Annotated in this window: 20 protein-coding genes; 11 read left to right on the top strand and 9 right to left on the bottom strand. The window is 65.1% G+C overall.

What is annotated here, in order from left to right; translation table 11 throughout:
• Positions 1-31: 31 nt before the first annotated feature.
• Both AR540_RS24110 and speB read right to left on the bottom strand, forming a co-directional pair.
• The gene (locus tag AR540_RS24110) at positions 32-1534 is read right to left on the bottom strand and encodes a purine-cytosine permease family protein (RefSeq protein ID WP_059232485.1); all 1503 of its coding nucleotides are present in this window, start codon (positions 1532-1534) and stop codon (positions 32-34) included.
• A gap of 182 nt (positions 1535-1716) precedes the next feature.
• Positions 1717-2667, bottom strand: coding sequence for an agmatinase (gene speB, locus AR540_RS24115; RefSeq protein WP_059232486.1), 951 nt, complete (start codon positions 2665-2667; stop codon positions 1717-1719).
• A gap of 136 nt (positions 2668-2803) precedes the next feature.
• Between speB and AR540_RS24120 the strand changes: the two genes are divergently transcribed.
• From AR540_RS24120 to AR540_RS25825, 4 genes are all read left to right on the top strand, one after another.
• Complete coding sequence (locus AR540_RS24120; RefSeq protein WP_059232487.1) at positions 2804-3703, top strand: LysR family transcriptional regulator; 900 nt, start codon at positions 2804-2806, stop codon at positions 3701-3703.
• A gap of 108 nt (positions 3704-3811) precedes the next feature.
• Positions 3812-5377, top strand: a complete 1566-nt coding sequence (locus tag AR540_RS24125; protein ID WP_059232488.1) for a methyl-accepting chemotaxis protein — start codon at positions 3812-3814, stop codon at positions 5375-5377.
• Positions 5378-5439: 62 nt separating this feature from the next.
• Positions 5440-6051 carry a tRNA-uridine aminocarboxypropyltransferase gene (locus tag AR540_RS24130; RefSeq protein WP_059232489.1) on the top strand — a complete coding sequence of 204 codons (612 nt, stop codon included), beginning with the start codon at positions 5440-5442 and terminating at the stop codon, positions 6049-6051.
• A gap of 57 nt (positions 6052-6108) precedes the next feature.
• Entirely contained in the window at positions 6109-6285 is a 177-nt protein-coding gene (locus AR540_RS25825; RefSeq protein ID WP_177339280.1) for a hypothetical protein, read from the top strand.
• Positions 6286-6355: 70 nt separating this feature from the next.
• Here AR540_RS25825 and AR540_RS24135 read toward each other — a convergent pair whose 3' ends face one another.
• Entirely contained in the window at positions 6356-6754 is a 399-nt protein-coding gene (locus AR540_RS24135; RefSeq protein ID WP_059232490.1) for a YbaN family protein, read from the bottom strand.
• Between the two features lie 3 nt (positions 6755-6757).
• A complete protein-coding gene (locus tag AR540_RS24140; RefSeq protein ID WP_059232491.1) occupies positions 6758-7342 on the bottom strand; it encodes a UPF0149 family protein in 585 nt (194 codons plus the stop codon).
• 162 nt (positions 7343-7504) lie between these two features.
• Between AR540_RS24140 and recQ the strand changes: the two genes are divergently transcribed.
• The 3 genes from recQ (at position 7505) to AR540_RS24155 (ending at position 12561) form a co-directional block, all read left to right on the top strand.
• The gene (gene recQ / locus AR540_RS24145) at positions 7505-9643 is read left to right on the top strand and encodes a DNA helicase RecQ (protein ID WP_059232492.1); all 2139 of its coding nucleotides are present in this window, start codon (positions 7505-7507) and stop codon (positions 9641-9643) included.
• A gap of 73 nt (positions 9644-9716) precedes the next feature.
• A complete protein-coding gene (locus tag AR540_RS24150) occupies positions 9717-10151 on the top strand; it encodes a MarR family transcriptional regulator (protein ID WP_017641756.1) in 435 nt (144 codons plus the stop codon).
• A 238-nt stretch (positions 10152-10389) separates the two neighbouring features.
• Positions 10390-12561, top strand: a complete 2172-nt coding sequence (locus AR540_RS24155) for a FimV/HubP family polar landmark protein (protein WP_059232493.1) — start codon at positions 10390-10392, stop codon at positions 12559-12561.
• Positions 12562-12669: 108 nt separating this feature from the next.
• On the opposite strand, the gene AR540_RS24160 is transcribed toward AR540_RS24155, so the two are convergent.
• Positions 12670-14868 carry a patatin-like phospholipase family protein gene (locus AR540_RS24160; protein ID WP_059232494.1) on the bottom strand — a complete coding sequence of 733 codons (2199 nt, stop codon included), beginning with the start codon at positions 14866-14868 and terminating at the stop codon, positions 12670-12672.
• A gap of 70 nt (positions 14869-14938) precedes the next feature.
• On the opposite strand from AR540_RS24160, the gene AR540_RS24165 reads away from it, so the two are divergent.
• A complete protein-coding gene (locus AR540_RS24165) occupies positions 14939-15235 on the top strand; it encodes a SelT/SelW/SelH family protein (protein ID WP_059232495.1) in 297 nt (98 codons plus the stop codon).
• 29 nt (positions 15236-15264) lie between these two features.
• Here the strand turns inward: AR540_RS24165 and cspD are convergent, their stop codons facing one another.
• On the bottom strand, positions 15265-15534 hold the full coding sequence (gene cspD / locus AR540_RS24170) for a cold shock domain-containing protein CspD (protein WP_059232496.1): 270 nt from the start codon (positions 15532-15534) through the stop codon (positions 15265-15267).
• A gap of 222 nt (positions 15535-15756) precedes the next feature.
• Here cspD and clpS point away from each other — a divergent pair, with 222 nt between their 5' ends.
• Both clpS and clpA read left to right on the top strand, forming a co-directional pair.
• Positions 15757-16113 (top strand): ATP-dependent Clp protease adapter ClpS, encoded by a 357-nt coding sequence (gene clpS, locus AR540_RS24175; protein WP_059232497.1) that lies wholly within the window; start codon positions 15757-15759, stop codon positions 16111-16113.
• 47 nt (positions 16114-16160) lie between these two features.
• On the top strand, positions 16161-18431 hold the full coding sequence (clpA, locus tag AR540_RS24180; protein ID WP_059232498.1) for an ATP-dependent Clp protease ATP-binding subunit ClpA: 2271 nt from the start codon (positions 16161-16163) through the stop codon (positions 18429-18431).
• 68 nt (positions 18432-18499) lie between these two features.
• Here the strand turns inward: clpA and infA are convergent, their stop codons facing one another.
• From infA to aat, 3 genes are all read right to left on the bottom strand, one after another.
• Positions 18500-18718, bottom strand: a complete 219-nt coding sequence (infA, locus tag AR540_RS24185) for a translation initiation factor IF-1 (RefSeq protein WP_002553999.1) — start codon at positions 18716-18718, stop codon at positions 18500-18502.
• 96 nt (positions 18719-18814) lie between these two features.
• Positions 18815-19522: an arginyltransferase gene (locus tag AR540_RS24190; RefSeq protein ID WP_059232499.1), complete on the bottom strand. Its 708-nt coding sequence runs from the start codon at positions 19520-19522 to the stop codon at positions 18815-18817.
• 35 nt (positions 19523-19557) lie between these two features.
• Positions 19558-20247 carry a leucyl/phenylalanyl-tRNA--protein transferase gene (gene aat, locus AR540_RS24195; protein ID WP_059232500.1) on the bottom strand — a complete coding sequence of 230 codons (690 nt, stop codon included), beginning with the start codon at positions 20245-20247 and terminating at the stop codon, positions 19558-19560.
• A 257-nt stretch (positions 20248-20504) separates the two neighbouring features.
• Between aat and AR540_RS24200 the strand changes: the two genes are divergently transcribed.
• Positions 20505-22979, top strand: coding sequence for a DNA translocase FtsK (locus AR540_RS24200; RefSeq protein ID WP_059232501.1), 2475 nt, complete (start codon positions 20505-20507; stop codon positions 22977-22979).
• Positions 22980-22991 lie beyond the last annotated feature (12 nt).

Raw genomic sequence — 22991 nt, forward strand, 5'->3', positions numbered from 1 at the left:
CTCGGCCAGCCCCGGGTTGGACTGGGCGTGTTCAGGCGATGCCGGCGCGCTCCAGCGGATGATCGGCCACCCGCCGTGGCCGCCGTGCCCCGGCCGGGCCGTAGACGCTGGCGGGCTCGGGGAACGCGAGCAGTAGCGCCAGGTAGAGCAGGGCGGCGCTGCCCAGGCTGAGCGGCAGGCTCAGGTCGATGCCGCCGGCCAGTTCCCCCAGCGGCCCGACGAACTGGCCGGGCAGGTTGACGAAGGCCAGGCCGAGCAGGGCGCTGGGAATCCAGGCGCCCATGCCCCGCCAGTTCCAGCCGTGGTGAAACCAGTAGCGACCGCCGCGTTCGCCGCGGGTGAACACCTGGAGATCGTCCGGGCAGTAGAAGCCGCGGCGCACCAGCAGGCCGAGGATCATGATCACCATCCAGGGCGTGGTGCAGGTCACGATCAGCACGGCGAAGGTGGAGACGCTTTGCACCAGGTTGAAGGCGAAGCGCCCGATGAAGATGAAGGCGATGGCCGCCAGGCCGATCAGCAGGGTGGCCCGCACCCGAGTCAGCAGCCGTGGCAGCACGCTGGAGAGATCCAGCCCGGTGCCATAGAGCGCCGTGGTCCCGGTGGAGAGGCCGCCGATCACCGCCAGCAGGCACACCGGCAGGAAGTACCAGGTGGGCGCGATGGCCAGCAGGCCACCGACATAGTTGTTCTGGGCGATGTAGTCGGGGGCACGCACCGCCACCAGGGAGGCGGTGGCCAGGCCGAACAGGAAGGGGATCAGGGTGGCGGCCTGGGCGGCGATCACCGCCAGCAGGATGCGCAGGCGGGGCGTCTGTCGCGGGATATAGCGCGACCAGTCGCCGAGAAAGGCACCGAAGGATACCGGGTTGCTCATGGCCACCAGGGCGGCGCCGACGAAGGCTGCCCAGAACCCCGGCTGGCCCAGCTGCAGGTTGCCGGCGTAGGCGGCGTCGAAGCCCCCGGCGAAGGCCGGGATACCCAGCAGGAACAGCAGGCTGGCGCTGACCACGGCGATCTTGTTCACCCACAGCATGAAGCGGAAGCCGTAGAGGCAGACCGTCAGCACCAGCACGGCGAACAGGCCGTAGGCCAGGCCCAGGCTCAGGGCGTTCTCCGGCAGCCCGACCAGGCGCTGGGCACCACCTACCAGGGCATCGCCGGAACTCCACACCGACAGCGAGAAGAAGGCGATGGCGGTGAGCAGCGACAGGAAGGAGCCGACGATACGACCGTGTACGCCGAAATGGGCACCGGACGAGACCGCGTTGTTGGTGCCATTGAGGGCGCCGAACAAGCCCATGGGCGCCAGGATTAGGGCACCGCAGGCGACCCCGGCGACGATGGCCAGCACCCCGGCCTGGAACGACAGTCCGAACAGGATCGGAAAGCTCCCCAGTACGGCGGTGGCGAAGGTGTTGGCACCGCCGAAGATCAGGCGGAACAGGTCGAAGGGAGTGGCGCTACGTTCGTGGTCGGGAATCTGCTCGACCCCGAAGGTTTCGACACGGGTGATGCCGTCATGATGGTCCATGGATGACGCCTCGACACGGTTATACGCAGGCCAGGGCCGCGCTCTTGTTGTCGACGGACCGGGCGGTCCATCGGGGTGTTCGGCAGTGAAAGGACAGCGGGTGGGCGACCGTCATGGCGGGTCACCTCACCTGGGGGCCTGCTCAACGTCCGCTTGCGAGACGTCGCCTGGGCATTCCGGACTCAGCGGTAGGCCACCCCCGGCAGCACGCAGAGCATCTCGTAGAGCAGGTTGGCACCGAGCAGGGCGGTGTTGCCGGTGGTGTCGTAGGGCGGCGAGACTTCTACCAGATCGCAGCCCACCAGATCGAGGCCGCGGCAGCCGCGGATGATCTCCAGCGCCTGGATGGTGGTCAGGCCGCCGATCTCCGGGGTGCCGGTGCCTGGCGCCCAGGCGGGGTCGATGCTGTCTATGTCGTAGGACAGATACACCGGGCCGCCCCCGACCCGTTCGCGCACCTCGGCCATCAGCGGCGCCAGGGAGTTGTGCCAGCATTCCTCGGCCTGGACCACACGGAAACCCTGCTGGCGGCACCAGTCGAAGTCGTCGGCGGCGTAGCCCTGGGCACGCAGGCCGATCTGCACCACCCGGTCGCAGTCCAGCAGATCCTCCTCCACGGCGCGGCGGAAGGTGGTGCCATGGGCGATCTTCTCGCCGAACATGTGCTCGTTGACGTCGGCGTGGGCATCCACGTGCACCAGGCCGACCTTGCCGTACTTCTTCTTCAGCGCACGCAGGATGGGCAGGGTCAGGGTGTGATCGCCACCCAGGGTGAGGGGGATGACAGCGTGCTCCAGCACCCGGTCGTAGTGCTCCTCGATCAGTCGCACGGTATCCAGCAGGTTGAAGGTGTTGATGGCCACGTCGCCCAGGTCGGCGACGCTCAGCGAATCGAAGGGCGCCGCCCCCGTGGCCATGTTGTACGGACGGATCATCACCGACTCGCTGCGGATCTGCCGCGGGCCGAAGCGGGTTCCCGAGCGCAGCGAGGTGCCGATGTCCAGCGGAATGCCGATGAAGGCGGCGTCCAGGCCGGCGGCGGAGGCGAGATGGGGCAGCCGCAGCATGCTGGCGATGCCACCGAAGCGAGGCATCTCGTTGCCGCCCAGCGGCTGGTGCAGGATCTTTTCCACGGGACATCCTCTTGGTTCTGATGCCTCGATTGTGCAAAGCCCGCAGCAGGCGAAGAATCGCCAAGGGCAAAAAATCACTTCAGAAATTTCTGAACCAATGGCTAGATGGCCAGGGCGTGCCTACCGGGAGTCCTCCATGGCCAATGCTCTCCACGATATCCGCCTGCTCAAGCTGTTCGCCTGCGTGGTGCGCCACCAGGGCTTCGCCGCGGCCCAGCAGGAACTGAATCTCTCCACCTCGGCCATCAGCACCTACATGAGCCAGCTGGAAGGGCAGCTCGGCGTCACCCTCTGCCATCGTGGCCGCGGCGGCTTCGCCCTCACCAGCAAGGGCGAGCTCTTCCACCAGGAAACCTTGCGTATCCTCGGCGAGATCGAAGGCTTCGAGCGCTACGCCACCACCCTTCGGGGCGAGCTCAGCGGCACCCTCAACCTGGGCGTGCTCGACTCCCTTTCCAGCGAGCCGGCGCTGCCGCTGGCCGATGTGATCGGCAGCTACACCCACGACTATCCCGGCGTGCACCTGCACCTGGCGGTGACCAGCCCCTACGAGCTGCAGCTGGGCGTGCTGGAAGGGCGCCTGGACCTGGCCGTGGGCGCCTTCTCCGCGCGCATGAATGGCGTGGTCTACCAGCCGCTGTATCGCGAGCAGCACTGGCTCTACTGCAGCGATCGGCATCCGCTGTTCCTGGAACGGCGCGTGCCCGCCGAGATCATCACCCGCCAGCGCATGGTGCGCCGCGGCTACTGGAGCCAGGCCGAACTCGCCCGCCACGGCTTCAAGGAAAGCGCCGCTACCGTGGAAAGCATGGAAGCCCAGCTGGTGCTCATCCTCTCCGGCGCCTACATCGGCTACCTGCCGGAGCACTACGTCCACGCCTGGGTCGACCAGGGACGCCTCAAGGCACTGCAGCCCGCCACCTTCGGCTACCAGGCGCCGTTCTCGCTGATCACCCGCCGGGGTAGGGGAAAGGAGCCGCTCATCCAGAGTTTTCAGCGAATTCTTAAAGCCCAGATGCAGGACGCCGATAGGTAGTCTGACGATAACCAAGCGGTAGACGTCATCACCTGTGCAGACATTGAGCCCCCATTGAAACGGCCCATCCGCACGGAGTAGATAACCAGACAAATAAGGCACCCCGCGATGCGCACGAATTTGCCGGTCACCCAGCAAGGCCGAACCTTCAAGGAAGAAGAGCGACTCATCTCCACCACCGACCTGCAAGGCAATATCACCTACTGCAACGAGGCGTTCATCGCCATCAGTGGCTATACCCGGGAGGAGTTGATCGGCAGTCCGCACAACCTGGTGCGCCACCCCGACATGCCGCCGCCGGTGTTCGGCCACATGTGGGCGACCCTCAAGGACGGCAAGCCGTGGATGGGCATCGTCAAGAATCGCTGCAAGAACGGCGACTTCTACTGGGTCAGCGCCTATGTGACGCCTATCCTGGAGCATGGCCGAGTGATCGGCTACGAATCCGTCCGCTCGCTACCCAGCGCCGACGAAGTCCGGCGCGCTGGCGTGCTCTATGCCCGCATCAATGCCGGCAAGGCCCCCGTACCCTTGACCCGCCGCCTCGGCAGGGCGATCTCCGCCTGCTGGTCGACGGTGGCGGCCACCGGCGTCATCCTGGGCGGGCACTTCCTGCTGGACGATACCACCCAGGCGGTGCTCATCGTCGCCGCCCTGCTGGGCATCAGCGCCCACCAGCTGTATCGCCAGCGGGCCAGCATCGAGCGCATTCTCGCCGATCATCCGAAGATGTTCTCCAGCAACGTGGTCGCGCCGACCTATAGCGATCAGTGCGGCGCCCCGGCCCGTCTGGATCTGGCCCTGCACAGCGAAGCCGCGCGGCTGCAGACCGCCCTGACCCGACTGGCCGACGTCGGCGACAGCGTGCGCCTGAAGGCCCGTGAATCCTCTCAGTTGGCGCAGTCCGAAGCCGAGCTGCTGGAACAGCAGCGCCACGAGACCGACCAGTCCGCTGCCGCCATCACCCAGATGACCTCCACCATCCATGAGGTCTCGCAGAACGTCCAGGAAACCGCCCAGGCGGCCTCCAACGCCGAGAGCCTGGTGCTCTCCGGCCGGGACAAGGCCGAGGAAAGCCTCAATTCCATGCGCGAACTGGGCACCGCCGTCAGCGACATCGGCCAGGCCGTGGGTGAGCTGGCCAATTCGACCCAGAGCATCGGCAGCGTCGCCGACGTCATCACCGCCATCGCCGAACAGACCAACCTCCTGGCGCTCAACGCGGCCATCGAGGCGGCGCGGGCCGGGGAAGCCGGCCGCGGTTTCGCCGTGGTGGCCGACGAGGTCCGCTCCCTGGCCTCGCGCACCCGGGAATCCACCGAGCAGATCCACCAGATCATCGCCAACCTGCAGGCCAACGCCGACCGCGCCGTTGCCACCGCCAGCCGCGGCGAAGAGACCTCGCGCCAGAGCGAGCGCCACTCCGCCGCCGTGCGCGAGTCCCTGGAAGGCATCAGCGAATCGGTCAGCCGCATCACCGCCATGAGCCAGCAGATGGCCACCGCCGTGGAAGAGCAGAGCCACGTCTCGGAAGACATCAATCGCCAGATCAGCCGCATCGCGGAGTTGTCCGACCACAGCTCGGCCCAGGCCCTACGCGGTTCGGAGCTCAGCCGCGAACTCGAGGGCATGGCCGACTACCTGCACGATCTCACCGCGCGCTTCAATCGCTGATTCGCCGGGCGGACGGCGGCGATCCGGTATGATCGCCGCCGTCTCTCGCCGCGGAAGTACCGATGTCCCGTCCCGCCTGTACCCGCTGCCAGCGCCCCGTGCCGCTGTGCCTCTGTGCGCTGATCCCCCGTCTGCAAAGCCGTACTCGGGTGCTGTTGCTGCAGCATCCCAGTGAGCGGCGCCATCCGCTCAATACCGCGCGGCTGGCCGCACTGGGGCTGGTCAACGCCCGGCTGGAGATCGGCGAAGAGTTTCCGGAGCTGCCGCTCTGGCTGGAAGGCCAGGAGGCTCGCCTGTTGTTCCCGGGGCCGGAGGCGATCCGCCTCGATCTATTGCCTCCGTCTGCCGAGACGTGCCCACCGCGCCTGCTGGTGGTCCCCGACGGCACCTGGCGCAAGGCGCGCCTGCTGCTGCATGCCAATCCGGCCCTGGCGGCGCTGCCGAGGGTGACACTGCCACCTGGCCCACCGTCGCGCTATCGCGTCCGCAAGGCACCGGCGGCGGATGCCGTGTCGACGATCGAGGCGGTGGTGGCGGCGTTGAACATCCTGGACGCCCCGGCGCGCTTCGAGGCGCTGTTGGCCCCTTTCGAGACCCTCATCGAAGGCCAGATCACCGCCATGGGCATGGAAACCTTTGCACGCAATCACGGCATGCCAGAGCAGGACGCCTAGGGAATTCACTGGCGGTCCTGCCACTCTACCTAGGGTAGCCCGCAGAGGAGACTCGCCATGCCCAGTGTCCGCGTCCGCCAGGACCACCAATTCACGACCCTTTCGATCTTCGCCATGCCCCATGCCGGTGGCGAACCTGACCAGCCCGATCCGGCCCCCATCCAGCCCGACGAGCCGGGCGAGCCCACCGTCCCCGACCAACCACCGCCCACCCCCATGGCGGAAGCCGCCTAGAGGTTTTCCCGGCCGGCTAGAAGAAGGGGCGATCATCGCTGATCGCCCCTTCTTCTTATTTCATCGATCATCAGCACCGCGTCTTCTGCCTCAGTAGATAGACGGTCACGGCGGCGCAACTGGTGAAGGCCGCCACCCGCGCCCAGACGTAGGGCACCAGCCAGCAGGAAAAGCCCACGCTGATCCACATGGCGACGATGGCGTAGACCTTGCCCTTGAGCGGTATGCCTTCGCCTTCCAGGTAGGGCTTGACCCAAGGCCCCAGCCATCGGTGGTTGATCAACCACAGATAGAAGCGCTCCGAGCTGCGCATGAAGCAGGCCGCGGCCAGCAGCAGGAAGGGCGTGGTGGGCAGCAGCGGCAAGAAGGCGCCGATGATGCCCAGGGCGACGCTCAGCCAGCCGACGCCCAGCAGCAGGTAGCGAACCCAGCCCTTCTTCTGGCGGGGCCTGGAGCTGGCTCCTTCCATCGCTCAGTGACGCGGCTTGAGCAGCGCCGGCTTTTCTTCCGGGGAATGGCAGAGCAGGAACAGCTGGGTCAGCAGTTCCGGGATCTGCACCATCATGTCGGCGACCAGGCGACGGTCCTGGGCGATCTCGGCGAATTCGGGTTGTTCGTCGAACAGACCCGAGCCAACCATGATCGGCAGCAGCAGCTCGCTGACTTCGTCTTCCGCGTCTTCGAACCACACGGCCTCGCGGAGGAACACGCCTTCCATGAAACCGATGCACCAGCCGCGGAGCTCGGAGTCGTCCGGCTCGGGGCCGAGGTCCAGGTCGCAGGGCAGGTCGAGTTCTTCATCGCTGCCGAGGATGCGCAGGATATGCGCCTTGAGCTGCACCAGGGCCTGCTCGATGTCTGCCTGCTGGGTGGCATCGCGGTACTGCGGCGGCTCGGCGAACAGGGCGTCGATCCACTCGCGCTCGGGGACCTCTTCCGGGCAGATGGACAGGGCGGTCAGGTAGCCGTGGGCGGCTACGTAGTCGAGCGCTTCTTCGTGCAGATCGTCTGCATCGAGAAAATCGCGCAGACGGGTCAATTGTTCGGCGAAGGACATCGGCTACTTACCTCGGAAAGGATTCGAAAGGGCGGAACGGCGGGAATTGTAGACGAGCGACAGGGTAACGTCGAACGCGTCGGCACCTGGTCGGCCGATGGAAAAGGCCAGCCGCAGCGAGCCCGGCATCCGTATAATGCCCCTTCGATTCGAGGAGGTTTCATGTCAGAACCCGCGCTGCGCATCCTAAAAGACGTCTTCGGCTACGATGCCTTCCGGGGCAACCAGGCCCGGATCATCGAGCGCGTGGCGAACGGTGGCGATGCGCTGGTGCTGATGCCCACCGGCGGTGGCAAGTCCCTCTGCTACCAGGTGCCAGCCTTGCTACGACCCGGCGTGGCCGTGGTGGTCTCGCCGCTGATCGCCCTGATGGACGACCAGGTCGCTACCCTCCTGGAACTGGGCGTGTCGGCGACGGCGCTCAACTCCACCATGACCGGCGAACAGCAGCGGTCCGTCGCCGCGCAGCTGGAGCGTGGCGAAATCAAGCTGCTCTACCTCGCGCCGGAACGCCTGGTCCAGCCGCGCATGCTGGACTTCCTCAAGCGCCTGCCGATCGCCCTGTTCGCCATCGACGAAGCCCACTGCGTCTCCCAGTGGGGGCACGACTTCCGCCCCGAATACATGCAGCTCGGCCAACTGGCCGAGCACTTCCCCGGCGTGCCCCGCCTGGCGCTCACCGCCACCGCGGACTCCCGCACCCGGGAGGAGATGGCCACCCGCCTGCACCTGGAGCAGGCCGAGCGCTTTCTTTCCAGCTTCGATCGTCCCAACATCTTCTACCGCATCGTGCCCAAGGAAGCGCCGCGCAAGCAACTGCTGGCCTTTCTCGCCGAACGGCGCGGCGATGCCGGCATCGTCTACTGCATGTCGCGCAAGAAGGTGGAGGAGGTCGCCGAGCAACTCAGCAACCAGGGCTTCCCGGCCTTGCCCTATCACGCCGGCCTGCCCAACGACGTCCGCGCCGCCAACCAGAAGCGTTTCCTCAACGAGGAAGGGCTGATCATGGTCGCCACCATCGCCTTTGGCATGGGCATCGACAAGCCCAACGTGCGCTTCGTCGCCCATCTCGACCTGCCCAAGAGCCTGGAGGCCTACTACCAGGAGACCGGTCGCGCCGGTCGTGATGGCCTGCCCGCCGATGCCTGGATGGCCTACGGCCTGCAGGACGTGCTGCTGCTGCGGCAGATGATGCAGAACTCCGAGGGCGACGAGCGACACAAGCGCATCGAGCGCCACAAGCTCGAAGCCATGCTGGCGCTCTGCGAGGAAACCCGCTGCCGCCGGCAGGTGCTGCTGGCCTACTTCGATGAACACCTGCCGCAGCCCTGCGGCCATTGCGACAACTGCATCGATACGGTCGAAACCTGGGATGCCACCGAACCCGCACGGCAAGCGCTGTCGGCCATCTACCGCAGCGGTCAGCGCTATGGGGTAGGGCACCTGGTCGACATCCTGCTCGGTCGCGAGACCGAGAAGATCGTCAGCCTCGGCCACCAGCGCCTGGCCGTGTTCGGTCTGGGCAAGGCCCGCGGCGAAGACGAGTGGCGCACCCTGTTCCGCCAACTGGTCGCCCGTGGCCTGGCCGAGGTGGACGTCGACGGCTTCGGCGGCCTGCGCCTGACCGAGAGCTGTCGGCCATTGCTGCGTGGCGAGGTCAGCATCGAATTGCGCCGTGATCCCAAACCCCAGCGTGGCCGGGGCGCGAGCAGCGGGTCTTCCGCCAGTGCCGCCAGTCAGCTGGTGCGTGCCGACGAGCGCGAGCAATGGGAGGTGTTGCGTACGCTCCGGCGCAAGCTGGCCGAGGAGCATTCGGTCCCGCCCTATGTCATCTTCCCCGATGCCACCTTGCTGGAGATGCTGCGTAGCCAGCCGCGCTCGCTCGACGAGATGAGCCGGGTCAGCGGCGTCGGGGCGCGCAAGCTCGAACGCTACGGTCAGGCCTTCCTCGATGCCCTGACCGGCGGCGCGGCCGCGCCGGCGCCAGTGGTCGACGTCCGCCACGAGGTCCTGACCCTGGTACGCGCCGGTATGACGCCGGAACAGGCCGCGCGCCAGCTCGATTGCTCGGAAAAGAATGTCTATGCACTATTGGCCGAGGCGATCGCCCAGCAGCAGATCGCCCTGGAGCAGGCGCTGGACTTGCCCGAGGACCTGCTGGCCGAGATCCAGGACGTCTTCCTCGAAGACGACGGCGAATTGCCGCCGGTGGCGCAGATCGCCAGTCGTTTCGAAGGGCGCGTCGCCGTGGGCGCGCTCTACTGCGTGCGGGCCGCCCTGCAGGCGGAATTGGCCGACTAGCGCGGCGCAGCGGTTGCCCCCGCGTGCCTACAACCAGAATAATGAGAAAATCCAAGCACAAGGTTTAGCCTGAATGACTACCGATCCACACCTGTTCGGCCGCCAGATTTTCCATGTCTCCCGTGCCTGGCGGGCAGAGCTCGATCGCCGCCTGAGCCACCTGGGACTGTCCCAGGCGCGCTGGCAGGTGTTGCTGAACCTGGCACGGATGAAAGGCGTCCAGCCCACCCAGCGCGAACTCGCCCAGAGCATCAGCATCGAGGGGCCGACCCTGGCCCGCCTGCTGGATGGCCTGGAGAAGCAGGGCCTGGTGAAGCGGCTGGCAGTCACCGAAGACCGTCGCGCCAAACGCATCATGCTGACCCAGGAAGCCGGTCCGCTGATCGAGAAGATCGAAACCATCGCCGAAGCCCTGCGCAAGGAACTGCTCAGCGGCCTGGACGACGAAGAGATCGCCATCTGCCAGCAGGTACACCAGCGCGTGCTCGCCAACCTGGAGCGTGGCTGACCGCCGCTCGGCGGCACGCCGACCCTCCGCACAACCGCTTATCCCATCCGTCGGTGCGGGACAGGGCGTCTGGCACCGAGTCTGACGCGCTACCCCGGGCGGGACGTCGTTTTTCGTTCACGACCGGCGGTTTGCCGTCTGTCGGTATCGATGCTACGTTCCAGCGTAGCGGGGGCGCTTTTTGTGAGCTGCCGCGCTAAAACACCGGTTTCTTCGAATACCTGACGCAGCGGTATCCATGGTCGCGAAACGCCGTCCCCTTGCCTTGTTCATCCTGTCGGCCGCGATGCTGACCACTACTCCTCAAGCGGCGCTGGCGCTCGGCCTCGGTGGTATCACCCTGCAGTCTTCGCTCAACGAACCCCTGCGCGCACGGATCGAGCTGGTCAATATCGGCGATGCCGAGCCCGGGGACTTCCATATCCATCTGGCGCCCAACGATGCCTTCGCCCGGGCCGGTGTCGATCGTACCCAGTTCATGGACGACCTGGTATTCACCCCCCACCTGCGTACCGCGGCCGGCAGCTACATCGAGGTCACCTCGCGGCGCTCATTGGTCGAACCCTACCTGGGCTTCATCGTTCAGCTGGAGCAACCCGGCGGCAAGCAGTTGCGCGAATTCACCCTGCTGGTCGATCCGCCGCGCAGTGGGGGCGTGCCCACCAGCGTGGCAAGCACCGCACCGGCCCGCGCCGTTGCACCGGCCCGCGCCACGGCGGCACCCGCCACGCCGACGCCGCCCAGGGCGCCGGCCGCGCCCCAGCTATCCGGGCTCGCGCCCACGCCCGGCCTCACTGCCGGTGCGGGCATCTATCAGACGCGTCCCAAGGACACCCTCTGGAGCATCGCCAAGCGGCTGGGGCCCATGGCCAACCGTTCGGCCGAGCAACTGATGGCCGATCTGTTCGCCCTCAACCCCGCATCCTTTTCCAACAACGATCCGCGGCGACTCAAGGCTGGCCAGGTCCTGCGACTACCGGCTGGCGTCAGCGAGCCCGTGGTCGAGCAACCCGTTGCGACCAAGTCCGCCCCCAGACCCGCTCCCGCGCCTGTGGTGACGCCGGCGCTGCCGGCCGCGCCAACCGCGAGTGCGCCCCCGCCTGCATCACCACCGCCCGCGGTACCCGCCCCGGCGGCCTCCAGCGTGCCCAGCACCGCCGCGGCCGCGCCACCGCCTGCGGTAACCGGCGAAGATGCCAAGCCGCTGCTCGTCACCCAGGACCTGGGACGTCAGGTAGGGGACCTGGAAGGCCAGCTCAACCAGCTGCAGTCGCGCTACGACACCCTGCTGGAGCAGAAGGAAGCACTCATCGCCCAACTGCAGGAGGAGCGCGATGGCCTGCAACAGCAGCTCAAGCAGGCGCGTTCGGTAGCCTTGGTGCCGGCGGTCCCAGCCACCGCGCCCGTCACGTCCGCGGCACCGCCGAATCAGGCGACCTCTAGCGCACCTGCGGCGGCGGGTGCTGCCGAAGAGGAGGGACTGTTTTCCCTGCGCACCCTGGTGCTGGCCGGTTCCGCGGCCGTGCTGGCGCTGGCTGGCGTGCTCTGGTGGCGACGTCGGCGCACCGTTGAGGTCGTGGCGGTCGCTGAGGAGGATGAAGTCCAACGTGCCGAGCCGCTTCCCGCGCCGGTGCTGATGGCGACCCAGGCCGACTCCCTGCGACCCAAGGCCGTCGCCGCCCCGGCGCCGGCGCCGGTCGACGACCATGCCGGGCGCGCGGAGATCTACATCGCCTACGGCCGCTACGGTCAGGCGCGGGAGGTGCTGGAAAGCGGTCTCGCCGAAGACGATCGCCGCCAGGACCTGCGTCTGCTGCTGCTGCGCGTCCTCGCCACCCTGGGCGAGGCCCAGGCGTTCAATCAGCACGAACAGCGATTCCTCGCCCTCGGTGGGGCAGCGGCCAGTCTCGCCGTCCTCCACGCCCAGTTTCCTGGAATCTCTGCCGCGCCGGTGGAGGAGCTGGAGGACGAAGACCTGGAACTACCCGACTTCGATGCTCCGGCCAGCGAATGGTCCGCCGAGTTGCAGTTCCAGGAGCCAGCGCATCCGGCACCGGTGAGCGAAGAGCATTACGATCTGGACCTGGCCGATCTCAGCCTGGACGAAGCCATTGCCCTCACCGAAGAGCTGGATGCCGATTCCGGCTGGAAGCCGGTCGGCGCCACCGAGGTGGTGGTGCAGGACGACTTCCCCGATGGCTTGGGGGAATTGCCGGCGGTCTTCGAGCTTGATCTGAGTCTCGACGAGCACTTCATGGACGACGACATCGCCCGTCGCTTCGCCGAGGCGGAAGCCTGCCTCGATCAGGGCAACGTCCATCAGGCGGCCTCGCTGCTGCAGGAAATCGTCAGCGAGGGAACCGATAGCCAGCGCGAGCGTGCCGAGATCCTATTGTCGCGCCTCGCCTGATAGGCTCGCCAACCCTGGCCCCGGTCAGGCGCAATCGAACGTTTCCGGACCGCAGGCGCCCGAGCCCCGGGCACCTAATGGCCTGCTTCTGCGCATTGCCGATCCAGCTCAGAAGCTATTGCCCAGGTTGATGTAGAAGGCGTGCTGGCCCTGGTCGCTCAAGCCATAGGTGAACTTGAGCGGTCCCAATGGCGTGTCCAGGCCCAGGAACAGACTGGCGGCGCTGATGTTGCCGCTGTCATAGTCGTCGTCTCGGTTCCAGATCCGTCCCTGTTCCAGGCTACCGCCCAGGTAGAGCGGCGTATCCAGCGGAAACAGCGAGCGCTGGGTGAGCTGGTGGTAGTAGATCAGGCGCGCCAGGCCGTAGTTCTGCCCCGAGAGCGCGTCCTGCCGATAGCCGGAAAGCTGCCAGGCACCGCCCAGCAGGAAGCTGCTGGTCACCACGTTGGTGTCGTTGTCGGTCGAGAGGGTGCGACCCAGGCCGCCGCCAAGTACGAAGGTGTTGTAGCCGTAGCTGACGGCCTTGTTCAGATGCAGGTCCAGCTGGCGGTAGCGGGAGTCCGAGCCCAAGGTGGGGTCGAACTGCTTGAGCGTCAGCGCCAGGTCCTGGCCTTCACGGGGGAAGTTCACGTCATCCAGGTCGTCGAAGGAATAGCGCAGCTCGTAGAAGCCCTCGGTGAAGGTTTCCTCCGGTGTCTCCCGCGGTCCGACATGGACCTTGGTGCTGCCCCAGTCATGGCCGATGCCCAGCCGCACCTCTCCCTTGTTGCCGATCTGCCGACCCAGATTGAGGCCGAAGCCATAGCGCTCCCGCCGATACTCCGCGATGGGGTCATTACGCTCCAGTTGCTCGATGTTGCGCGCCTCGCCGCCGATGTAGGGGGCGATGAAATAGCGTGAGCCCACGTCGAGCGGCTGATAGAACTCGCTGTAGAGCTCCTGGTGATCGCCGATCTGCATCCGCGTCAGCCATTCGCCACCCAGGCGGTTCAGGCCGTTGATGCGATAGCTGGCGCCGAAGTTGAAGGTACTGTCGCCGCGCAGGTCATCGGAAAGATTGAGGCCGAGTCGCAGGAAGTCCGTGCCGCTGCGCTTGCCCCGGGCGGAGATCACCAATACGTTATCGCCCGGACCGTCGCGGCGTACCCGATACTCCACCTGGTCGAAGTAGTCCAGGCCGTAGAGGGTGCTCATGTCGTCCTGCAGGCGGTCGACATTCAGGGGTTCACCCAGGCGCTGCCGGATATAGTGGCGGATCACCTCATCCTCCACCTTGGAGTCGTTCTCGATGCGAATGGCGTCGATGACCGGGGTGCGGCTGTCGGGCAGGCGGGAGGCCGCGACCGCCGAGGCGCGACCGTCCCGCGGTTCCCGGCGCAGGGTGGCCAGTTCACCTGCCATGGCCATAGTGGCGCGATAGCCCGCATCGATCAGCGCCCGCACCTCGGAGAAGTCGGCGCTGGTATAGGCGGCCAGTGGCGGCTGGATGAGCAGGTCGCCCTTGCCCAGGGTGGCCAGTTGAGCCTCGGAATTGTTGCGGGTCATCAGGGTGGTGGACTGGTTGAGCACGTCCAGTACCGTGGTCAGGTCCTTGCGCTTGAGCAGGGGCGTACCGATGTCGACCACCACGACCCGTTGCGCGCCCATGGCGCGCGCCACATCGATGGGAATATTGTCGACCATGCCGCCATCCACCAGCAGACGCCCGTCGATCTCCACCGGGGCGAACACCGCCGGGATCGACATGCTGGCGCGAATGGCGCGCGGCAGATGACCATGGTCGAAGACCACCTTCTCGCCGGTGGTGATGTCCGTCGCCACGGCGCGGAAGGGTATGGCCAGCTGGTTGAAATCCCGGGTATCGCTGGTATGGACGAACAGCTTCTCCAGCGTCATCCCCAGGTTCTGCCCCTGGATTACCCCGATGGGCAGGCCCAGGGTCCCGTCATCACGGAAACTGAGCTTCTGCTTGACCAGGAAGTCGCGATCGTCCTGCTTGCGTCGGAAGGGCACGTCCTTGCGCGGCGGCTGGTCCGACAGCACCTGCGCCCAGTCCATCTCCAGGGCGATGCGTTCCAGTTCCTCGGCGCTGTAGCCGGCGGCATAGAGCCCGCCGATCACCGCGCCCATGCTGGTGCCCGCGATGGCGTCGACCTGGATGCCTTGCTCTTCCAGCGCCTTGAGCACGCCGATATGTGCCAGCCCCCGCGCCGCGCCGCCGGACAGCACCAGACCCACCTTCGGCGGTTCGGCACTCCAGCACAGGGCGGGCAGGAGAAGACAGGCTACCAGCAGCAACAGGCGCATAGGTCGGACCACATGGCGGACGGAATCGAGGACTGCGTATTATAGGGAGCCGAGGTTTCAGGGGTGCACCGTGATCGACGTCAAACCCATCATTACCATCCAGTACTGCACCCAGTGTCAGTGGCTGCTACGTTCCGGTTGGCTGGCCCAGGAACTGCTGAGCACCTTCGGCACCGACCTGGGTGGCGTCACCCTGCTGCCGGGAACCGGAGGTGTGTTCGAGATCGCCTGTGGCGATGAGCTGCTCTGGGAGCGCAGGAGGGATGGCGGATTTCCCGATGCCCGCACGCTGAAGAACCTGGTCAGGGACAGGCTGTTTCCGGAGCGCGATCTGGGACACGGCGAAGGAAGGCGGGAAGAGCGGTGAGGGGATGGCGCCCCCGGAGGGGCGTGAGATCAGGCTTCCGTACTGATCGTGTCGCGCACGTCGACAGTGCTGGTGGTGGGGGCGGCTACGCTCACTTCTGCCGGACGTATCTCGACGGCATGTAAGCCCTTGGGCCCCTGGACGATGTTGAAGTTGACCGCCTGGCCCGCCTTCAATGTGCGGTAGCCGTCCATCTGAATGGCCGAGTAATGAGCGAATAGGTCTTCATCACTGTTTTCTGCAACGATGAAGCCATATCCTTTGGCGTTGTTGAACCATTTGACCTTGCCACTGAGCATACCGGCTCCCTCTGCAAAGGACTCCAAGCCTGGAGTATCATTCGACTACAGTTCCAGTGAATCCGCACAGGCACCACTACGACGGAACCCTTGGTACCCCTTGGGGTACAGGATGTTTGTAACACCCTTTCAGTCTTAGTCAAGGCAAGGCAACGGGTGGCTGAGACGTGGATCAAGCTCTTTTTTTCCTGCTATTCATCCCGTAATTCGGAATCGATCAGAATGCGTGCAATCGACCCCATCCGACTGGCGGCGGACGACAACGATCAACAGGACGGCGACCAAGGTGGCCTGGCGGTGCAGGAGGCAAAACCTGCATTAAAACGGCCAGCCAGATATCGCGTTCTGATGTATAACGATGACTACACCCCCATGGAATTCGTCGTCGAGGTGTTGGAACGCTACTTCAGCATGAACCGCGAAGCGGCTACCCAGGTGATGCTTACCGTGCATACCCAGGGAAAGGCGGTCTGCGGAACATTTACTCGTGACGTAGCTGAAACCAAGGCCATGCAAGTCAATCAATATGCGAGGGAGTGCAACCACCCGCTGCTGTGCGAAATCGAAATCGAAAGTTGATCTGTGCTGCTTGGGCTACTGTGCTGCTTGGGCTATGAGGTGAAGCTATGTTGAATCGTGAGCTCGAAGTCACCCTGAATCTCGCCTTCAAGGAGGCAAGGACGAAGCGTCATGAATTCATGACCGTTGAGCACCTCCTGCTGGCGCTGCTGGACAACGAAGCCGCTGCCACCGTCTTGAGAGCTTGCGGCGCCAACATCGATCGCCTGCGCCGCGATCTGTTGGAATTCATAGATTCCACCACCCCACTCATCCCGCAGCAGGATGACGAGCGCGAGACCCAGCCGACCCTCGGCTTCCAGCGCGTCCTGCAGCGCGCCGTCTTCCACGTGCAGAGCTCGGGCAAGCGCGAAGTGACAGGCGCCAACGTCCTGGTCGCCATCTTCAGCGAGCAGGAAAGCCAGGCGGTGTTCCTGCTCAAGCAGCAGAGCGTGGCGCGCATCGATGTCGTCAACTTCATCGCCCATGGCATTTCCAAGGTCCCCGGTGCAGCGCCCGAGGCCGAGCAGGATCAGGATGCCGCCGAGGACGAGGGCGCCGAGCCCAGCTCCTCCAACAATCCGCTCGAAGCCTATGCCAGCAACCTGAACGAGCAGGCTCGCCAGGGTCGTATCGATCCGCTGGTCGGCCGGGAGAACGAAGTCGAGCGCGTCGCCCAGATTCTCGCGCGTCGCCGCAAGAACAACCCGCTGCTGGTGGGCGAGGCAGGTGTCGGCAAGACCGCCATCGCCGAAGGTCTGGCCAAGCGCATCGTCGATGGCCAGGTGCCCGACCTGCTGGCCGACAGCGTGGTCTATTCCCTGGATCTCGGTGCCTTGCTGGCTGGCACCAAGTACCGCGGTGACTTCGAAAAGAGATTCAAGGCACTGCTCGCCGAGCTGAAGAAGCGCCCCCATGCGGTGCTCTTCATCGACGAGATCCACACCATCATCGGGGCCGGTGCCGCCTCGGGTGGTGTCATGGACGCCTCCAACCTGCTCAAGCCGTTGCTGTCGTCCGGCGAGATCCGTTGCATCGGCTCCACCACCTTCCAGGAGTTCCGTGGCATCTTCGAGAAGGATCGGGCGCTGGCGCGGCGTTTCCAGAAGGTCGACGTGGTCGAGCCGTCGGTGGATGACACCTACGGCATCCTGCGGGGCCTCAAGGGGCGCTTCGAGCAGCACCACCACATCGAGTACACCGACGAGGCGTTGCGTGCTGCTGCAGAGCTGGCAGCCCGCTACATCAACGACCGGCACATGCCCGACAAGGCCATCGACGTCATCGACGAGGCCGGTGCCTACCAGCGCCTGCAGCCCGAGGATCGTCGTGCCGAACGCATCGATGTCCAGCAGGTGGAAGACATCGTCGCCAAGATCGCGCGGATTCCCCCGAAAACCGTTAACAGCTCCGACAAGGAACTGCTGCGCAATCTGGAGCGGGATCTCAAGTTGACGGTCTTCGGTCAGGACCTGGCCATCGAGTCGCTGTCCACGGCCATCAAGCTATCCCGTGCGGGGCTCAAGTCGCCGGACAAACCGGTCGGTTCCTTCCTCTTCGCCGGTCCCACCGGTGTCGGCAAGACCGAGGTGGCGCGTCAGCTGGCCAAGGCCATGGGCGTGGAGCTGGTGCGCTTCGACATGTCCGAGTACATGGAGCGCCATACCGTGTCGCGCCTGATCGGTGCTCCTCCCGGCTATGTCGGCTTCGACCAGGGTGGTCTGCTGACCGAGGCCATCACCAAGACGCCGCACTGTGTGCTGCTGCTCGACGAGATCGAGAAGGCGCACCCCGAGGTGTTCAACCTGCTGTTGCAGGTCATGGATCATGGCACCCTGACGGATAACAATGGGCGCAAGGCCGATTTCCGTAATGTCATTCTCATCCTCACCACCAATGCCGGCGCGGAAACGGCTTCCCGGGCGTCCATTGGCTTCACTCTGCAGGATCACACCTCCGATGCCATGGAAGTGATCAAGAAGAGCTTCACGCCGGAATTCCGCAATCGCCTGGATACCATCATCCAATTCGGCCGCCTCAGCACCGAAGTCATCAAGAGCATCGTCGACAAGTTCCTCACCGAACTCCAGGCGCAGCTCGAGGACAAGCGCGTGCAGCTGGAGGTCAGCGATGCGGCCCGAGGTTGGCTGGCGGAGCGCGGTTACGACGTGCAGATGGGGGCTCGTCCCATGGCTCGACTCATCCAGGACAAGATCAAGCGGCCTCTGGCCGAGCAGATCCTGTTCGGGGAGCTGGCCGACCATGGTGGCATCGTGCATATCGATGCAGTGGATGGCGAGCTGGAGTTCGAGTTCGAGACCACGGCGGAACCTGCCTAAGGGCAGGTTTTACACCTGTACATGAAAAAAGCCCGGCATTGCCGGGCTTTTTCCGTGAACGGATTCGCTTAGCGGGCGCGGTAGGTGATCCGGCCTTTGCTGAGATCGTAAGGCGTCAGCTCCACGCGAACCTTGTCGCCGGTCAGGATGCGGATGTAGTTCTTACGCATCTTTCCGGAGATGTGCGCGGTGACGACGTGCCCATTTTCCAACTCCACGCGAAACATGGTGTTGGGCAGGGTGTCGACGACAGTACCTTCCATTTCGAAGCTGTCTTCTTTCGACATATGTAGAAAAGCCCTCGGTGACAAAGATTGGCCCAGAGCAGTCCGGGCGGAAAAAGGCCCATATTCTGACAGAAATTCAGGAAAAGCGCTATTTCGTCAGGCCAGGGCGACCCAGCGCTGATTGACGAACAGCTCGATGGGGCGATACTCGGTTTTATAGGACATCTTGCGACACCCTTTGATCCAGTAACCGAGGTACACGGCGTCCAGCCCCAGGCGGCGGGTTTCGGCGATCTGCCAGAGGATGCCGAAGACGCCAAGGCTGCGCTTCTCCTCGTTGGGATCGTAGAAGGTATAGACCGCCGACATGCCGTTGGGCAGCACGTCGGTGACGGCGATACCGATCAGGCGATCTTCCACGCGCATCTCGTAGAAGAAGGCGTAGGGCAGGTTGCTGACCAGGAAGGTGGAGAATTGGCCACGACTCGGCGGGAACATGTCGCCGTCGGCGTGCCTCTCGCTGATGTAGCGGGCGTAGAGCTGGTAGCGCTCTTCGGTGAAGCCGGGGGCGCAACGGGTGACCTTGATATCGAGATTGCGCTTGAGGACGCGATTCTGTTTGCGGCTGGGGCGGAAGCGCGCGACGGGGATGCGCGCGGGGACACAGGCCTTGCAGAGTTGGCAGTGGGGGCGGTAGAGGTGATCGCCGCTGCGCCGGAAACCCAGCTCGGAAAGTTCGGCGTAGATCTGGCCGTTCATGGGCTGCGAGGGGTCGAGAAACAGCGTGGTCGCCTGCTCGTTGGGCAGGTAACTGCAAGCGTGAGGCTGGGTTGCATAGAACTTGAGTCTCGCCAGCTCGGTCATGTCGAACCTCTACATAAGCCTAGCCTGAGTGTAAGTCACCCGGGAAAGGTAGGCCAGGCGGCCGTGCTGGCCTGGTCCAGGTATTTGGCCAGGTATTCGGCAAAGCGTTCCCGGGACAGGCTGCTGGCACCCAGGCTGGCCAGATGCGCGGTCGGCATCTGGCAGTCGACCAGTACGAAGCCCCAGGCGGCGAGATCCTTCACCAGGGTGACGAAGCCTATCTTGGAGGCATTGTCCACCTGGCTGAACATGGATTCGCCGAAGAACAACTTGCCCATGGCGATGCCGTAGAGCCCCCCCACCAGTTGCTCGCCCGCCCAGACTTCCACGGAGTGCGCCCAGCCCTGGGCGTGCAGCTCACGATAGGCCAGGCGCATCGGTGCGGTGATCCAGGTACCGTCCGCGTCGCGTCGGGGGCCGGCGCAGGCCTCGATGACCTGATCGAACGCCTGGTCGTAGGTCACGCGCAGCTCGGTCTTGCGCAGGGTCTTCGCCAGGCTGCGGGAGATGTGCAGGTCGGGTGGGAAAAGCACCGTGCGCGGGTCGGGAGACCACCAGAGGATGGGTTGGCCGGCCTGATACCAGGGGAAGCAACCATGCCGATAGGCCTTGACCAGGCGCGCCGCGCTCAGGTCGCCACCGATGGCCAGCAGCCCGTTGGGTTCGCGCAGGGCCACCTCCAGCGGTGGGAAGTCGGGGCTTTCACGGGTCAGCCATTTCACCATGGTAGGGGAGGGCGCCTTCTGATGCATGGGGCGAAAGGGACGGGACGAGTGCGTATCAGACTCAAGAAATCGTCATAACTCTTTGTCAGGACAACGAAAGAATGCTCCAATGTTGTGCCTGAAGGCGGTTCCGGTACTGCCGTCCGCTATCGTGCCATGTTTCGTCTCGGGACTGTAGAACCCGGGCCCGGGCGATCTAGAATGGCGCACTGTTTTTTGATTCACGGTCACACGTTCCGTGTGCGGGAAAAGCGCGCTTGAAGCAATCCAGTTCTGCCAGCCACGTCAATCATTGGCGTGAGCATCTGCATTATCGTCTCAAGGAGGTGGTGCTCATCGCGCTGGCCGCCTTGTGCCTCTATCTGCTCATGGCTCTGTTGAGCTACGACCCCTCCGATCCGGGCTGGACCCACACCAGCCGCATCGATCAGGTCCACAACACCGCCGGCCGCGCCGGCGCCTGGCTGGCCGACGTGCTGTTCATGGCGCTGGGCTATTTCGCCTTCGTCTTCCCCGTGTTGCTGGCGGTCAAGACCTGGCAGATCTTCCGCAAGCGTCATCTGCCCTGGGAATGGAGTGGCTGGCTGTTCTCCTGGCGGCTCACCGGCCTGGTATTGCTGGTTATCTCCGGTTCGGTACTGGCCTACATCCATTTCCATGCGGCTGCCGGCCTGCCGGCGTCCGCTGGCGGTGCCCTGGGTGAAAGTCTCGGCCAGCTGTCGGTCACGGCGCTCAACGTCCAGGGCAGTACGCTGCTGTTCCTGGCGCTGTTCCTGCTCGGCCTGACGGTGTTCACCGACCTGTCCTGGTTCAAGGTGATGGATTTCACTGGCAAGGTGGTGCTCGACCTGCTGGACCTGGTGCAGGGCGGTTTCAGCCGTCTGGCGGGTGGCCGCCGCGCGGCGCCGGCGCTGGATGCCTTCGACGAGCAGGAAGCGGTCGCACCGCCGCTCGCGCGCAAGCCCAGGACCCGCGAGACCCCGCTCCCCGTCGCCGACGAGGATCTGGACGACCTGCTCGACATTGCTCCACCGCCGCGCGTGGAACGTGCCGCGCCGCGCATCGAGATGCCGACACCCAGCCGTGTCACCGCCGAGACGGCCGCGCCTGCGTCGCTGGCCGCTGCTCCCGTCGTCGCGGCCAGCGTGGCCACGCCCGCACCGCCGCCACGCAAGAGCGTTCCCCTGCCTACCGCGGCATCCGCGGCGGTGGTACGGGTGGACGCCGATCTGGAAGGGACCATACCGCCCCTGTCGATCCTCGATCGTGCCGAGAAGAAGCAGCAGAGCTACTCGCCGGAATTCCTCGAGAACATGTCGCGGCTGCTGGAGGTCAAGCTCAAGGAGTTCGGCGTCGAGGTGACCGTGGAAAGCGTACATCCCGGTCCGGTCATCACCCGCTTCGAGATCCAGCCGGCGGCGGGCGTCAAGGTCAGTCGCATTTCCAACCTGGCGAAGGACCTCGCGCGTTCGCTCGCGGTGTTCAGCGTCCGAGTGGTTGAAGTCATTCCGGGCAAGACCACCGTAGGGATCGAGATCCCCAACGAGGACCGCCAGATCGTGCGCTTCTCCGAGGTGCTCGAATCCGTGGAATACGCAGCGGCGAAGTCGCCGGTCACCCTGGCGCTGGGTCACGACATCGGCGGCAAGCCGGTCATCACCGACCTCGCCAAGATGCCGCACCTGCTGGTGGCCGGTACCACGGGCTCCGGTAAGTCGGTGGGCGTGAACGCCATGCTGCTGTCCATCCTGTTCAAGTCGAGCCCGGAAGACGCGCGACTGATCATGATCGATCCGAAGATGCTGGAACTCTCGATCTACGAGGGGATTCCGCACCTGCTCTGCCCGGTGGTCACCGACATGAAGGAAGCCGCCAACGCCCTGCGCTGGAGCGTGGCGGAGATGGAACGGCGCTACAAGCTGATGGCCGCCATGGGCGTACGGAACCTGGCCGGCTTCAACCGCAAGGTGAAGGATGCCGAGGAAGCCGGTACCCCGCTGACCGATCCGCTCTATCGTCGCGAAAGCATGGACGACGAGGCGCCGTTGTTGAAGACGCTGCCGACCATCGTGGTGGTGGTGGACGAATTCGCCGACATGATGATGATCGTCGGCAAGAAGGTGGAAGAGCTGATCGCGCGGATCGCCCAGAAGGCGCGGGCAGCCGGTATCCATCTGATCCTGGCCACTCAGCGGCCCTCGGTGGACGTCATCACCGGCCTGATCAAGGCCAACATTCCCACCCGCATGGCCTTCCAAGTGTCCAGCAAGATCGATTCCCGGACCATTCTCGACCAGGGCGGTGCCGAACAGCTGCTCGGTCACGGTGACATGCTCTATCTGCCGCCGGGAACCGGCCTGCCGATTCGCGTCCATGGCGCCTTCGTTTCCGACGAAGAAGTCCATCGCGTCGTCGAGGCCTGGAAGGAGCGAGGTGCACCCGACTACATCGAGGATATCCTCAGCGGTCCGGACGAGGGCGGCGGTGCAGGCTTCGAAGGCGGCGGTGGCGAAGGCGGGGAGAGCGACGAGGACGATCCGCTCTATGACGAAGCGGTGCGCTTCGTCACCGAGAGTCGCCGAGCTTCCATCTCCGCGGTCCAGCGCAAGCTCAAGATCGGTTACAACCGGGCGGCACGTATGATCGAAACCATGGAAATGGCTGGTGTCGTATCGCCCATGAACACCAACGGCTCGCGCGAGGTCATAGCGCCTGCTCCGGTGAGAGACTGACATTCCATGAGG

This window comes from Pseudomonas sp. EpS/L25 (assembly GCF_001512295.1).
In the GTDB taxonomy this organism is placed as follows: domain Bacteria; phylum Pseudomonadota; class Gammaproteobacteria; order Pseudomonadales; family Pseudomonadaceae; genus Chryseomonas.